Below are 14427 nucleotides of genomic sequence, written 5' to 3' on the forward strand. Positions count from 1 at the left end.
CAAACGTTTGCACGCACCTGAGTTTGGGGATATAATTCCTAGTAAATAGAGGATGAAGGAGTTTGGTTGCCATGTCCGTACAAAAAGAATCGAAAGAACCGATATTTTATGGCGACCCGCTGGCTACCGGCGGTATTTCCGTGTTTGCTCAGGAATTTGATGAACTGTTCAGCTATGAGGGCGATGATCTGGGAGTAAGGTATACTCCTTCCAGCTCCGTTTTTTGCCTGTGGGCACCCACCGCCCAGGAAGCAGAGGTTATGCTTTATGATTCCTGGCAGGATACAGCCGGAGTCGCTCTGCCTATGACCCGTGATGTCCGGGGGACCTGGAGACTGACGGCCGCCGGGGATCTTGAACATAAATTTTATACCTACCGTGTGCGCATTGGCGACCGGTGGAATGAAGCGGTAGACCCTTACGCACGTGCAGTCGGTGTGAACGGGGATAGAGGAGTCATTCTGGATCTCAGCAAGACGGACCCGGAACGCTGGAATGAAGATAAGCCGCCTCTGGCTGATGCTGTGGATGCCGTGATTTATGAACTGCATCTGCGAGACTTGTCGGTTCATCCTGCAAGCGGTATCAAATACAAGAGCAAATATCTGGGGCTGGCAGAAGAAGGCACGCGCGGACCTGAAGGTATTCTTACAGGCCTTGATCATATTGCGGATCTCGGAGTTACGCATGTGCAGCTGCTGCCTGTCTATGATTATGCTACAGAGAGCGTCGATGAGACGAAGCTGGATCAGCCTCACTACAATTGGGGTTACGATCCCAAAAATTATAATGCTCCTGAAGGCTCCTATGCCACTGACCCGTATAACCCTGCACTGCGTATCCGTGAGCTCAAAACCATGATCCAGAGGCTGCACGACCGCGGGCTTCGCGTCATTATGGATGTTGTATATAACCATGTGTATGACGGGTATCTCGTCAATTTCACCAAGCTGGTTCCAGGATACTACTTGCGTTACACAAGTGACGGAAAGCTGTCGAACGGCTCCGGCTGCGGGAATGATGTGGCTACCGAACGGGCGATGATGTCGCGTTTTATTGTGGAGTCGGTGCTGTATTGGGCCAAGGAATATCACCTTGACGGTTTCCGCTTTGACCTCATGGGATTAATGGATATTGATACGATGAATGAAGTCCGCCGCCGCCTGGATGAGCTGGATCCATCGATTATCACAATCGGCGAGGGCTGGAAGATAGCGACGGAGCTTCCGGCAGAACGGCTGGCTACCATGGACAACGCTTCTATGCTTCCGGGGATCGGGCATTTTAATGATAAATTCCGGGATTCGGTTAAGGGCAATATTTTTGAATTTGAGGAACCGGGATTTATCGGCGGGCTGCCTGGTCTGGAGACGGTGGTGAAGTCAGGAATAGCCGGGGGTATAAAATACAGCGGGACCTCGGGATATTTTGCTGATGAGCCGCAGCAGTGTGTGAACTATGTCGAATGCCATGATAATCATACTTTGTGGGATAAAATCGTATTGTCATCCGAAGGGGAAAGCAATGAACGCCGCAAGGCCATGCACCGCCTCGCTTCGGCTATGGTACTGACCAGCCAGGGGATTCCGTTTATCCATGCAGGGCAGGAATTTATGCGTACAAAAGACGGCACCGAGAACAGCTATAAATCCCCTATAGAGATCAACCGGATGGACTGGGAGCGGTGTGCTGAGTATGCAGAGGATGTAGCTTATATGAAAAGGCTGATAGCCCTCCGGCGCAGCCATCCGGCTTTCCGTCTGCGCAGCGCAGAGGAGATTCGTGCAGGGCTGGTATTTGAGAAGGCGCCGGCCGGCACGGTCGCCTATACCCTGCGCAATCATGCGGGAGGCGATCCGGCAGAGCATCTGTATGTGCTGTATAACCCGCATGCTGCTGAGCTTACATTGAACCTGCCACAGCTGGGTGAATGGACCTTGGCGTTCGGTGAGGAGCTGGTGACCAAGCTCGAAGGAGACAAACTGACGGTTAAAGGCATTGGAATGGTCGTGCTGGCTGTAGAGTAGTGTTGTCATTTACCATGTATAGAGACGAGGCTGTCCCATAAGTAGAAATTCTACTGGTAGTGACAGGCTCATTCTCTTCTCAAAAGTCTAAAATTTAAGCAGAGCAGCGATTCTCCTCTTATTGGAGAACCGCTGCTCTGCGTTTTTAGTCATTTGCAGCTTGTGTCAACAGATTATGGGCGAACGAAAGCCCACCGGCCCCGAGCGTCACTTTTCAATGCCGCGAAGCGTCGACCCAAGTGGACACGTACATCCTACTCCAAACCAAGGGGGGCGTCCCAACAGCCGGTTCACGGCTTTTCGGGCACCCTCGTTTTTGTGCTGCAGCCCAAACAGCCTAAATTTCCAGACGCTACTTCACCTGTCGTAGTAATTATGCTACAATGCAATTACTACGACAGGTGAAGTAGTCGAAAATCTGGAACCTTAAGCCCCTGCCGCAAGTCAATTTTTTCATAAAGCCGCTCAACAAAGACTTAGCTCACATAACTTTAAGGAGGGCAACTATTGATCAGCAGTGATGTTATCCGCGGATATAACGATACGCTGATCCTCTACATGCTTCTGGATGGGGAATCCTACGGCTACGAGATATCCAAGAACATAAGGAAGCTGTCGGAGGAGAAGTACGTGATGAAAGAAACGACACTGTACTCTGCGTTCACCCGGCTGGAGAAGAACGGGTATATCGACTCTTTTTATATGGACGAAACGTTCGGGAAGAGACGGACTTACTATCGCATCACTCCGCTGGGGCTGGCTTACTACAGGGAGAAATGCGAAGAATGGAAGGTCACGCAGGAGGTCATTAACAAATTTATTAAGGAGCTGTGATGAACATGGATACGATCATGGGGTACTTGAACAATATGTTTGCCTCCCTGCCCAGGACAGAGCAGACGTATAAGCTGAAGGAGGATCTGCTCTCCGGGATGGAGGATAAGTATTATGAGCTGAAAAAGGAAGGCAGGTCAGAGAACGAAGCTGTCGGCATCGTTATTTCCGAATTCGGCAACATCGATGAACTGATTGCGGAGCTGGGACTTGAGCAAGCCCGTGAGGAAGAATTTAATCTCCCTGTGCTGTCTGATGAAGAGGTTACGGGCTACATGGCTGCCAAAAAAAGATCCGGTCTCCTGATCGGACTCGGTGTAATGTTCTGCATCGTCGGCGTGTCCCTGCTAATCCTCATTTCCACACTTGTGGAAGAGGGGGTGCTGAGCTCCTTCGTATCGTATGATGCCGGCAACATTCTGGGCCTGATCGCCCTGTTCATCCTGCTGGTTCCGGCTATCGGGATGTTCATCTACAGCGGTATGAAAATGGATAAATATAAATACCTGGAGAACGGTTTTCATCTGCCCTATCATTTAAAGACAATGGTGGGCCACAGGCAGTCTGCTTTTTCCGCCACCTACAACTTGTCGCTTATCCTGGGAGTATGCCTGTGCGTGCTGTCCCCGGTGCCTGTGTTTATTACCTCTGTCTTTGGTGATCTGGCATCAACGTATGGTGTGATCATGCTGCTGGGAATTGTCAGTGTTGCCGTGTTCCTGTTCATTTATTACGGCAGTATCCGCGACAGTTTTGCGAAGCTGCTTGAAGACTCCCGTAAAATTAAAGCGGACAAAGAAGAGGACCGGGTCATTGGAGCCGTTGCCGCATTTATCTGGCCGCTCGCAACCGTCATTTTTCTGATCAGCGGCTTTGTGTATGGACAGTGGCACATTAACTGGGTTGTATTTCCGGTCACGGCGCTTCTTTTCGGAATGTTCAGTGCCGTCTACAGTATCCTGAGGGGAAAAGAAGCTTCCTGAATATGATCATCCCCTTCAAAAAGGTGACATTGCTCATGTCGGGCTGCCGAGGATTGATGATAATATAAAGGCATTTATTTCCCATTACAATCTGTGTGACAGGCCTGTACGGCGGAGCTTTTCGCGACGGGCTGCAGGCTGTCGCTTCGCTGCTTTACAGTAGCAGATTGATAGTCGGTGACAGAAGAGTATGTTTCTTTTTGGAGCCGAATGTGGGCAAGTATGCCGCCCCGGCGTTACCGGCGGCCAATCAGAGAGACTCGGAGGATGACAGAATGGGTAAAGCAACCGGATTTTTGGAATATCAGCGGCAGACTCCTGCGGAGTGTGGCCCTTTGGAACGGATCAGAAACTGGGATGAATTTTCAGTTCCTTTGGATGAAGAGAAACTGAAGGAGCAGGGGGCGCGCTGCATGGATTGCGGAACACCGTTCTGCCATGTAGGACGCCTGCTGTCCGGGATGGCTTCCGGCTGCCCGCTGCATAATCTCATTCCCGAATGGAATGACATGGTTTACCGCGGCAACTGGAAAGTGGCCCTGAAGCGTCTGCACAAGACCAATAACTTTCCGGAGTTCACGGGACGCGTCTGTCCGTCACCTTGTGAAGGTGCCTGTACTGTCGGGCTGCACGGCAAGCCTGTAACCATTAAATCCATTGAGAAGTCGATTGTAGACAGAGGGTTTGCCGAAGGCTGGATTGTGCCGGAGCCGCCTTTGACCCGCACAGGCAAAACAGTGGCAGTCGTCGGCTCCGGCCCTGCGGGGCTGGCCTGTGCCGCCCAGCTTAACAAAGCAGGTCATAATGTCACCGTCTACGAGCGGGCGGACCGGATCGGCGGTCTGCTGACCTACGGCATACCGAATATGAAGTTGGACAAACAAACGGTGCAGCGGCGGGTAGATTTGCTGGCTGCCGAAGGCATCCGCTTCGTGACCGGCACGGAAATCGGCAGGGATATCCCGGCTGCACAGCTTCAGGAAGAGCATGATGCAGTCGTGCTCTGCGGCGGATCGACTCAGGCCCGTGACCTTCCGCTGGAAGGCCGTGAACTGCAGGGGATTCACCAGGCGATGGAATTCCTTACACTGAATACCAAGAGTCTGCTCGATTCAGGATTGGCTGACGGTGAGTACATCTCCGCAGCCGGGAAGGATGTTGTTGTCATTGGAGGGGGAGACACCGGTACCGACTGTGTAGCAACCTCCATCCGCCACGGCTGCCGGAGCGTCGTTCAGCTGGAGATTATGCCAGAGGCCCCGCTCACCCGTCAGCCGGGCAACCCTTGGCCGGAATGGCCGAAGGTGCTGAAGGTTGATTACGGGCAGCAGGAAGCAGCGGCCCTGTACAAGGAAGACCCGCGCCGCTATCTCGTTTCCACCAAACGTTTTGCCGGTGATGACGGAGGCCATGTGCAGGAGCTTCACACAGTGCGTATCGAGTGGGTACGCAATGAGCAGGGCCGGATGGTGCCTGTAGAAATTCCGGGCAGCGAAGAGGTGATCAAGGCCCAGCTGGTGCTGCTGGCCCTGGGCTTTACCGGACCGGAAGAGACTGTGCTGAACCAGCTTGGTGTAGACCGTGATGAGCGTTCCAACGCCAAGGCGGAATTCGGGCTGCAGGCCACCAATGTGAATGGCGTATTTGCCGCTGGAGACATGCGGCGCGGCCAGAGTCTAGTCGTCTGGGCAATCAATGAAGGCCGCCAGGCGGCACGTGAGGTAGATATCTTCCTGATGGGCTCCTCCAATTTGCCGTAAGCAGAAGCTGAATTCCAAAGTGTATGGATGGACGCCCTCCGGGGCGTCCCTTTGCGTTGCGGAGCAGGAATCATCTGATGATTACATGCTACAATGAGCATAGTAGAGGGATGAAGGAGTGAATTGATTATGAAACTGATGTTTATTTCCGATATACACGGGTCTCTATACTGGCTGGAGCGCGCCCTGGACAAGGCGGAAGAGGAAGCGCCGCATACGCTTGTGATCCTAGGGGACTTTCTGTACCATGGGCCGAGAAACCCGCTGCCGGACGGCTATGACCCGCAGGGCGTTGCCGCGCGGCTGAATGCTTACGGGAAATCGCTGGTTGCCGTACGCGGCAACTGTGATGCCGAGGTAGACCAGCTGCTGCTGCAGTTCCCGATGATGGGAGACTACGTGCTGATTCTTCATGAAGGCCGGAAGATTTATGCTACCCATGGTCATGGCTATAGCATTGACCAGCTGCCGCCGCTTGCCGAAGGAGACGTGTTTATTCAAGGCCATACCCATCTGCCTGTGGCTGACGTCAAGAATGGTATCACTGTGCTAAATCCCGGCTCCATTGCTTTGCCCAAAGAGAACAATCCGAACTCCTACGGGGTGCTGGACCAAGGCGTATTTACAATCAAGGACTTTGAGGGGAATACGGTAACAAGCATCAGGCTGTAAGAGCCGGCATACAAAAAGAGCTGTGCCTGAAGCACAGCTCTTAATGAATTAACCGTTATTAACTGCCCCAGCCATGGGTCAGAGGTGTTAATACGGAGTTGCTTCCGCTGATGTCTGCCGCAGGAAGAAACAGCAGGAGCGCTGCACTAACCATTAACGCGGATACAATTATACTTCTCTTCATTGATTCTCTGCACCTCACTAATACGATTTGTATAAAGTTCGATATGCCGGGGCGATGCCGAAATCCGGTATTTCTCAAATAAAGCCACACATCTGACAATACACGAATCACTTTTGATGTTGACCGCCATGTCCAGACTTTCTAATAAATAATCGAGGCCGGTGTCCAGTCTGTTTGCTCTCAGGTGGTATACGGCTAATTCGATTGAAAAATTGGCATACCTGTCATTGGTCAGCTGAAGGTTGTATCTGCCCAAGGTGCTGTGCTGCTGCCTAAATGATATATAAGAATGAAAACGCTCAAGTATGTCATCAACATTGAATCTGTAGCGGTTAGCCGCCTGTATGATTTTGAATAAAGCCGGAAAAATCTCATTCTCCCGTGATTCTACGTATTGCACATACTCTGGAAGTACGTCTGCCTGCCCGTCCATAACGCGGTACAAATAGGTATTGGCAGTGGCCCATTCCTTGAACAGATCCATAACCCGCTGTTCCTCTGCGCTGGGTCCAGCTTTGATCCAATCCATATTGGCATACAAGGACGTATAATGCAGCGCCTTGGCATAATCTCCCCGCTCATCACTCACTCCGGCCTGAATCAGGTATGCATACAAGATATAATAAATAAGCGGCCGGACCGGTTGCTTGTACGCGGCTTTCTTCAAGTATTTATACTGCAGCCGGGCTTTGGAGCCCAGCCGCTCAGCGAGCTCCTCTGTCTTATCCCAGCGGTGCAGGGAGGCGAAGACATCGGCAAGATGCTTGAGCGCATCCAGCTGATCCGCTTCGTCCAGCCGCTCCACATAGGGCTCGAACTGATTTGCGGCATGCAGATTGGCTTCCTGGTTATCACTTAGGCCAAGGATAAACAGCCGGTATTTGCAGAGGGCCAGACGCTCAGAATGCTGAAGTCTTTCGCCTTCGGCAACACTGGCATAGATTATCGCGGCTGCAGCAAGCCTGTCCTGATGGAACAGCTCCTCGGCCATATCAAACAGAAGAGGCAGATAGATCAGATTGTCCATAATATGCTGAACCACACGTTCAAGCGAACCCAGCTTGCCCAGTTCTGCACAGCGCTTCAGCAGCGGGCTGATTCTCCGCCAATCTGCAGCAGCATTAATGATGTAATTATCTATATACAGGTCATAGAAGTATCCCTCGGTTTGCCCCATTGTCTCGGTAATCCGGTCTAACTGCTGGACTGCAATGGGACGATGGCCGTTGATTACATTACTAAGTGTGCCGGAATTCATTCCGGACAGCCCGGCGAATTTGGATATTGTTAAAGCTTGGCCCTTGATGTAATCTTCAAGCTCTGCAATGATTGTAGGTGCGGATTCCAAGGCATGACCACCTTTCATGCTAAAAATACTATCAATGTAATTATATACCTTTTATTATTATTCAAAATAAATCACCGGTCAATGTTATAAATAAGACATCGGTGTGAAAAATAATCTTCCGGCCATTGCCGGCTTCTGGCAATTGAGCATACCCCCATATTATTGTATGATGGGTAAGGAGCTTTTGGGGAATCCTCCGGGTTCCAAATATAAATGTGCAGAGGTAACTGACGAATGTATCCTAAAGAGTTGAACTATAGAATGCCGGCGGAGTGGGACAAGCATGAGCGGACCTACATTTCCTGGCCGGTGCAGGCATCCATGGTATTCCCGGACAATTATGAATCCGTGAGCCGCGGATATGCCGAAATTATCTCGGCCATTGCCGAGTTCGAACCGGTGACGGTCATTGTGAATCCGGAAGAGCTGGAAACGGTCCGGCAAATGAAGCTGGGAGACAATGTGACGCTGCTGCCTGTCCGGCATAATGATGCCTGGCTGCGTGATAACGGGCCGACCTTTGTTGTTGGTGAAGGCGGCGAGCTTGCGGGTGTGAACTGGAAGTTTAACGCCTGGGGCGGCAAATATGCGCCTTGGGATCTGGATGACAATGTGGCTCCGCAGATTCTGGAACAGGCCGGCATCGGGCAATTTGACGCACCGCTGGTAATGGAAGGCGGCTCCATTCATACCGATGGAGAAGGCACGCTGATTACTACAGAGGAATGCCTGCTTCACACGAACCGCAATCCGGAGCTGAGCCGGGAAGAGATTGAAGAATATGTGCGGAAATACACAGGCGCAGAATCGATCATCTGGCTGAAGCGCGGCCTCAGCGGTGACGAAACCGACGGCCATGTTGACAATATTGCCTGTTTTGCTGCACCAGGTAAGGTTATTATACAGGTATGCGGCGATCCGCAGGACGAGAATTATGAAATTACCCGGGAAAATCTGCGTATACTTGAGAATACGGTAGATGCCAAAGGACGCAAGCTGGAGATTGTACAGATCCAGCAGCCCCCGCGTGTGGATTATGACGGCAGCCGGCTGACACTGAGTTATTTGAACTTCTATTTCGTGAACGGCGGCATCATCCTGCCGGTGTTCGGGGGTACAGCAGCGGAGACGGACAAGCTTGCCGAGCAGACACTTGCCGGCCTGTTCCCGGACCGCAGAATCCGTACCGTGAACGGCAACGGAGTGATCGCCGAAGGCGGGAACGTGCACTGCACGACCCAGCAGATGCCTGCGCGGAGAGCGTAAGAAGACGGCAATCCGGACAATTATTTGCAAGGAGGACAACCATGAGAAAAGTAACAGTAGCCGCGACACAAATGAGCTGCTCCGGCGACATTGATGAGAATATCCGCAAGGCTGAAGTCCTGGTCAGAGAAGCGGCGGCCCAGGGCGCACAAATTATTTTGCTGCAGGAGCTGTTTGAGACTCCGTATTTCTGCCAAAAAGAGAAATCCGATTATTATGCTTACGCGACCGAGCTTGAGCAGAACAAAGCGGTGAACCACTTTAAGGCCATTGCCAAGGAACTGGAAGTAGTGCTGCCGATCAGCTTTTATGAGAAAAAGAACTACGCCCGCTATAACTCGCTTGCAGTGATCGATGCAGACGGTACAGTTCTGGGCAAATACCGCAAGAGCCATATTCCGGACGGTCCGGGCTATGAAGAGAAATTCTATTTCAATCCGGGGGATACCGGATTTAAGGTATGGAATACCCGCTATGCCAAAATCGGCGTCGGCGTATGCTGGGATCAATGGTACCCTGAAGCCGCGCGGGTCATGAGCCTTATGGGTGCAGAAATTCTGTTCTACCCGACCGCGATCGGCTCCGAGCCGCAGGACGGCTCCATTGATTCCAAGGATCACTGGCAGACCTGCATGCTGGGCCATGCGGCGGCGAACCTGATTCCTGTCGTTGCCTCTAACCGGATCGGCGAAGAAAGCGACGAAGAGTCCAGCATCAACTTCTACGGCTCCTCATTTATTGCCGGACCGCAGGGCAACAAGATTGTGGAAGCCGGACGGGATGAGCAGGCGGTACTGGTCAGCGAATTTGATCTGGACGCGCTTGAGGTGGGGCGGATCGAGTGGGGAATTTTCCGCGACCGCCGGCCGGAGCTGTACAGAATGATCGCTTCGTATGACGGAGATCTGACTTTTTAATGAATAAGAATTAGTATATGGTACAGCCAAAAGGCACTGTCAGAGATCATGATCTCCTGGCGGTGCCTTTTTTTGTGTGCAGCAAATGTTACAATACATTGATAATATGTAATATAACATGACATCAATAGGAAAAGTTAATTGTCACTACTGCTTTATTCTGTTAAAATCTCTTTAAGTTATTTACAAATAAGTAGGGGGACTGGAGAATGGGATGGAATAAAAAGTGGGCTATGTCAGCTTTTGTGGCAGTTTTGACTCTGACGTTGGTGGGGTGCGGGGCAAATAATAATGCCGGAAGCGGAAGTGCCGGGGGAGAAACGATCAAATTTGCCAGCGATGCAAGCTATGCTCCGATGGAGTACATGGATACGGACAAAATCATGGGCTTTGACATTGATTTCATCAATGCCGTTATGGAAGAAGCGGGCATGGAGCATACGGTTACGAATACAGGCTGGGATACGATGCTGACAAGCGTACAGCAGGGCACGGACTATCAGGCTGGCATTTCCTCGGTATCCATCACAGAAGAGCGCAAGGAAACCTACGACTACTCAATCCCTTATTTTGAATCGACCAATATGATTATGGTGAAGGAAGGCAGCGACATTACAAGTGCGCTTGATCTGAAGGATAAGGTTGTTGCTGTACAAGGCGCTACGACTGCCGATGATCTGATGAGCGGGATTATGGGAATCGACAATACCAATCTGAGACGCTTTGACAGCAACGCGATGGCGCTAATGGAATTGAATGCCGGGGGTGCGGATGCGGTCGTTGCCGACATTGCTATCGTGAATGAATATATCAAGAACAACCCGAATGAGAAGCTGACAGGGATTATAGACAAGGAGAACTTCGGCTCTGAATACTACGGCATCCTCTACCCTAAGGGCAGTGAGCTCAAGGCCAAGCTGGATCCGGCGATCAAAACCATTATCGAGAATGGAAAATACACGGAAATCTACAAAAAGTGGTTCGGCGAGGAGCCGGATACAGCGGTACTTTTGAGTGCGGAGTAAGCAGGTTTAGGGACAATCGGGCATGCGTAATGATTGCTATTGCGCATGCTTCTTTTTTGGATACAGAAAAGAAGGGAAGAATTCTATGGATTTCAGATTCGACATCATTGCTCATTATTTGCCGGTCTTTCTGAGAGGGACACTGTTTACAATCGGGGTATCCATCGTCTCCATTCTGATCGGATCTGTTCTGGGCCTGGGGATCGGGTTCGGTAAAATGGCGCCGAAGGCCATCTTCCGCTGGCCGTTCCACACCTACATCAACTTTTTCCGGGGAACGCCGCTCTATGTGCAGATTCTGATCGTCCATTTCGGGGTGATTCCGGCGTTTTACGGAACGACTAATGTTCTGCTGACCTCGTTTGTGGCCCTATCCTTGAACTCGGCGGCTTATTCCGCAGAAATATTCCGCGCCGGTATCCAGTCCATCGACCCCGGTCAGCGGGAGGCGGCTTTATCGCTCGGGATGACCAAATGGCAGGCTATGCGCTTTATTATTTTGCCGCAGGCCATCAAACGGATGGTTCCGGCATTCGGTAATGAATTTATCGTCCTCGTCAAAGACTCCTCCCTGCTGGCGCTGGTGGCCGCACCTGAAATTATGTTCTGGAGCAACACAATGAAAGGCCAGTACTTACGGATATGGGAGCCCTATCTGACTGCGGCACTTATCTATTTCATTCTTACCTACTCACTCAGCAAGCTGCTCAATTATATTGAACGGAAGGTGTAGCCGCTATGGAGCCTATGATCTCGGTACAGCATGTACATAAATCCTTCGGAGCCCATAAGGTGCTTACAGACATCAATGTCGATATTCACAGCCGGGAGGTTGTGGTGGTGATCGGTCCGTCGGGCTCGGGCAAATCGACCTTTCTGCGCTGCCTTAATTTGCTGGAGCAGCCGCAGGAGGGGGATATTCTCATTGAAGGCATTTCCCTGATGTCCAAGAGCACAAGGATTAACGATATCCGCAAAGAGGTTGGCATGGTGTTTCAGCAGTTCAATCTGTTTCCGCACAAAAAGGTCATTGAGAATATTATGCTTGCCCCCATGCAGGTCCGGAAATGGCCTGCTGGGCAGGCACGGGAAAAGGCGCTCGGGCTGCTGCAAAAGGTTGGTTTAAGCGAAAAAGCGGAAATGTATCCGGCGTCTCTCTCAGGCGGCCAGGCCCAGCGTGTTGCGATTGCGCGTGCGCTGGCGATGGAGCCGAAGATCATGCTTTTTGACGAGCCGACCTCTGCACTTGATCCGGAGATGGTTGGCGAAGTGCTGGGCGTTATGAAGGACCTGGCGCGTGAGGGGATGACGATGGTTGTAGTCACACATGAGATGGGGTTTGCCCGTGAAGTGGGAGACCGTGTCCTGTTCATGGAGCAGGGGGCTATAGTGGAGGAGGGTACTCCCGGGCAGCTGTTCGTCAATCCTTCGCATGAACGGACTCAGGAATTTCTGTCCAAGGTTTTGTGAAAATCTGCCAAACTAGAATATTGTATTTCTATGCGTTATATTAAAAGAGCAGGTCTATGTATCGACAAATTCACAGTTAATCTGCTGAATTAAGAGAGGAGGCTCTGTAATACCTTATTTATCATCATTTGAAATGATAGAAGGAGAATACGATGAGCACATTTAAAAATTGGCTGAACACTACTAAAAGCGGATTGACCGAACAAGTTAAGAAGTTTAAGAATAAAGATTTTATGAATGCGGTGGTTGCGGGCTGTGCCCTGGTTGCTGCAGCAGACGGCAAAATTGATGATACAGAGAAGAACAAAATGGCAGGATATATGAACCTCAGCAATGAGCTTAAGGTATTCGACATGAGAGAGGTCATTGCCCAATTCAATTTCTATGTCAGCAATTTCGAGTTTTCCCCGGAGATCGGCAAGCAGGAAGCGCTTAAGGCCATCGGCAAATTCACCGGCAAGCCTGAAGTGGGACGTGTAATTGTAGGCGTCTGCTCTGCGATCGGTGCGGCTGACGGAGATTTCGACGAGCATGAGAAGGCTGTTGTACGGAATATCTGCGGTGTGCTGGGCCTGAGCCCAAGCGAGTTCAGCCTCTAATATTCCAATTATCGTTCACTGCGTTAATCAGTTGAAACGAATTCGCTTCTCTGCCGTATGAGTGATATGACATCCTGGATGTCAGTTTTTCAGGCTGTGATTCTTTTTGGAAACGGAGGTACGTAAAGTTGGCTGGAATTAATCTGGTAAAAGGACAGAAGATCGATTTAACAAAAGGAAACGCCGGACTTTCTAACGTCATTGTAGGTTTGGGCTGGGATCCTGCTGAGCCTGCCCGCGGATTCTTCGGGATGAAGAAACAGGCGAATGTGGACTGTGACGCTTCGGCGCTTCTGCTCAGTGAGAACGGCAAGCTGATCAACAAGACGAACCTGGTGTGCTTCCACAACAAACAGAACCCCAACAATTCCGTTGTTCACTCCGGTGACAACCTGACTGGTGACGGGGATGGCGATGACGAGCAGATCAAAGTCAATCTGAAGGAAATTCCTGCCGATGTGCATAAGGTTCTTGTCGTAGTGAATATCTATGATGCCGTGAACCGCAAACAGGATTTCGGAATGATCAAATCTGCGTACATCCGCATCATCAATGCAGCCGGCAACAGCGAGCTGGTCCGCTTTAACCTTACGGACAATTACACAGGTTTCACTGCGCTAATCTGCGGCGAGCTCTACCGCCATGGAGGAGAATGGAAGTTTGCCGCCGTCGGCGAAGGCTCCCATGCGGCACATATCAATCAACTGGCTGAACGATACATCTGATACTAATAAATCAAATTGAAGAAAGAAGGGCTATTACATGGCAATTAACTTATCCAAAGGGCAAAAAATCGATTTGACGAAAAGCAATCCGGGTCTGTCCAAGATTAAGGTCGGCCTCGGCTGGGATACCAACAAATACGACGGCGGCAAGGATTTTGACCTCGACGTTTCCGTATTCCTGACCAATGCAAACGGTAAAGTGGATAAAGAGAGCAACTTCATTTTCTTCAACAACAAGCAGAACGAAAACGGCTCCGTAGTGCACGCCGGTGACAACCGTACAGGTGAAGGCGACGGGGATGATGAAGTTATTGATGTGGATCTGAAGAGCATTCCTGCTGATGTAGACAAGGTTGCTTTCACGATCACGATCTATGATGCAGAATCCAGAAGCCAGAACTTCGGACAAGTATCCCGCTCTTATGTGCGTATCGTAAACGAAGTCAACAATGAAGAATTGATCCGTTTTGACCTCGGTGAAGATTTCTCTGTGGAGACTGGCGTAGTGGTTGGCGAACTGTACCGTCACGGTGCGGAGTGGAAGTTCAACGCCATCGGTGCCGGTTACAAAGACGGTCTGGCCGGTCTGACACGCGATTACGGTCTGCAATAAACGT

At 50.8% G+C, this 14427-nt stretch carries 14 protein-coding genes; 13 read left to right on the forward strand and 1 reads right to left on the reverse strand.

Annotated features, from left to right (window positions below):
• Positions 1–71: 71 nt before the first annotated feature.
• The 5 genes from pulA (at position 72) to yfcE (ending at position 6276) form a co-directional block, all read left to right on the forward strand.
• Entirely contained in the window at positions 72–2027 is a 1956-nt protein-coding gene (pulA, locus tag C2I18_RS13525) for a type I pullulanase (protein WP_249901661.1), read from the forward strand.
• 507 nt (positions 2028–2534) lie between these two features.
• A complete protein-coding gene (locus C2I18_RS13530) occupies positions 2535–2861 on the forward strand; it encodes a PadR family transcriptional regulator (protein WP_249901662.1) in 327 nt (108 codons plus the stop codon).
• On the forward strand, positions 2861–3844 hold the full coding sequence (locus tag C2I18_RS13535) for a permease prefix domain 1-containing protein (protein ID WP_249902114.1): 984 nt from the start codon (positions 2861–2863) through the stop codon (positions 3842–3844). Before C2I18_RS13530 ends, C2I18_RS13535 begins: the two co-directional genes overlap by 1 nt.
• Positions 3845–4119: 275 nt before the next feature.
• Positions 4120–5604, forward strand: a complete 1485-nt coding sequence (locus C2I18_RS13540; RefSeq protein ID WP_249901663.1) for a glutamate synthase subunit beta — start codon at positions 4120–4122, stop codon at positions 5602–5604.
• 129 nt (positions 5605–5733) lie between these two features.
• Positions 5734–6276, forward strand: a complete 543-nt coding sequence (gene yfcE / locus C2I18_RS13545) for a phosphodiesterase (RefSeq protein WP_249901664.1) — start codon at positions 5734–5736, stop codon at positions 6274–6276.
• A gap of 146 nt (positions 6277–6422) precedes the next feature.
• Here yfcE and C2I18_RS13550 read toward each other — a convergent pair whose 3' ends face one another.
• Positions 6423–7826: a transcriptional regulator gene (locus C2I18_RS13550; protein ID WP_249901665.1), complete on the reverse strand. Its 1404-nt coding sequence runs from the start codon at positions 7824–7826 to the stop codon at positions 6423–6425.
• A 216-nt stretch (positions 7827–8042) separates the two neighbouring features.
• Here C2I18_RS13550 and C2I18_RS13555 point away from each other — a divergent pair, with 216 nt between their 5' ends.
• The 8 genes from C2I18_RS13555 to C2I18_RS13590 all read left to right on the forward strand — a co-directional run bounded on the left by C2I18_RS13555 (position 8043) and on the right by C2I18_RS13590 (position 14423).
• Positions 8043–9074, forward strand: coding sequence for an agmatine deiminase family protein (locus C2I18_RS13555; RefSeq protein ID WP_249901666.1), 1032 nt, complete (start codon positions 8043–8045; stop codon positions 9072–9074).
• Between the two features lie 41 nt (positions 9075–9115).
• Positions 9116–9991: an N-carbamoylputrescine amidase gene (gene aguB, locus C2I18_RS13560; protein WP_249901667.1), complete on the forward strand. Its 876-nt coding sequence runs from the start codon at positions 9116–9118 to the stop codon at positions 9989–9991.
• 209 nt (positions 9992–10200) lie between these two features.
• Positions 10201–11016, forward strand: a complete 816-nt coding sequence (locus C2I18_RS13565; RefSeq protein WP_249901668.1) for a basic amino acid ABC transporter substrate-binding protein — start codon at positions 10201–10203, stop codon at positions 11014–11016.
• An 85-nt stretch (positions 11017–11101) separates the two neighbouring features.
• Positions 11102–11749 (forward strand): amino acid ABC transporter permease, encoded by a 648-nt coding sequence (locus tag C2I18_RS13570; protein WP_249901669.1) that lies wholly within the window; start codon positions 11102–11104, stop codon positions 11747–11749.
• Between the two features lie 14 nt (positions 11750–11763).
• Entirely contained in the window at positions 11764–12486 is a 723-nt protein-coding gene (locus C2I18_RS13575; protein ID WP_249902115.1) for an amino acid ABC transporter ATP-binding protein, read from the forward strand.
• A gap of 152 nt (positions 12487–12638) precedes the next feature.
• Complete coding sequence (locus tag C2I18_RS13580) at positions 12639–13085, forward strand: tellurite resistance TerB family protein (RefSeq protein ID WP_249901670.1); 447 nt, start codon at positions 12639–12641, stop codon at positions 13083–13085.
• A gap of 128 nt (positions 13086–13213) precedes the next feature.
• On the forward strand, positions 13214–13810 hold the full coding sequence (locus tag C2I18_RS13585; protein WP_249901671.1) for a TerD family protein: 597 nt from the start codon (positions 13214–13216) through the stop codon (positions 13808–13810).
• A 37-nt stretch (positions 13811–13847) separates the two neighbouring features.
• Positions 13848–14423, forward strand: a complete 576-nt coding sequence (locus tag C2I18_RS13590; protein WP_249901672.1) for a TerD family protein — start codon at positions 13848–13850, stop codon at positions 14421–14423.
• Positions 14424–14427: the final 4 nt, after the last annotated feature.

It is taken from the genome of Paenibacillus sp. PK3_47 (assembly GCF_023520895.1).
Classification (GTDB): domain Bacteria; phylum Bacillota; class Bacilli; order Paenibacillales; family Paenibacillaceae; genus Paenibacillus_AQ.

Excerpts from the sequence above, each read along its gene's own strand:
- C2I18_RS13555 (WP_249901666.1), top strand. The coding sequence starts at position 8,043 with ATGTATCCTAAAGAGTTGAACTATAGAATGCCGGCGGAGTGGGACAAG.
- yfcE (WP_249901664.1), top strand. The coding sequence starts at position 5,734 with ATGAAACTGATGTTTATTTCCGATATACACGGGTCTCTATACTGGCTG.
- C2I18_RS13550 (WP_249901665.1), bottom strand. The coding sequence starts at position 7,826 with ATGAAAGGTGGTCATGCCTTGGAATCCGCACCTACAATCATTGCAGAG.
- aguB (WP_249901667.1), top strand. The coding sequence starts at position 9,116 with ATGAGAAAAGTAACAGTAGCCGCGACACAAATGAGCTGCTCCGGCGAC.
- C2I18_RS13575 (WP_249902115.1), top strand. The coding sequence starts at position 11,764 with ATGATCTCGGTACAGCATGTACATAAATCCTTCGGAGCCCATAAGGTG.
- C2I18_RS13565 (WP_249901668.1), top strand. The coding sequence starts at position 10,201 with ATGGGATGGAATAAAAAGTGGGCTATGTCAGCTTTTGTGGCAGTTTTG.
- C2I18_RS13580 (WP_249901670.1), top strand. The coding sequence starts at position 12,639 with ATGAGCACATTTAAAAATTGGCTGAACACTACTAAAAGCGGATTGACC.
- C2I18_RS13535 (WP_249902114.1), top strand. The coding sequence starts at position 2,861 with ATGAACATGGATACGATCATGGGGTACTTGAACAATATGTTTGCCTCC.
- C2I18_RS13540 (WP_249901663.1), top strand. The coding sequence starts at position 4,120 with ATGGGTAAAGCAACCGGATTTTTGGAATATCAGCGGCAGACTCCTGCG.
- pulA (WP_249901661.1), top strand. The coding sequence starts at position 72 with ATGTCCGTACAAAAAGAATCGAAAGAACCGATATTTTATGGCGACCCG.
- C2I18_RS13570 (WP_249901669.1), top strand. The coding sequence starts at position 11,102 with ATGGATTTCAGATTCGACATCATTGCTCATTATTTGCCGGTCTTTCTG.
- C2I18_RS13590 (WP_249901672.1), top strand. The coding sequence starts at position 13,848 with ATGGCAATTAACTTATCCAAAGGGCAAAAAATCGATTTGACGAAAAGC.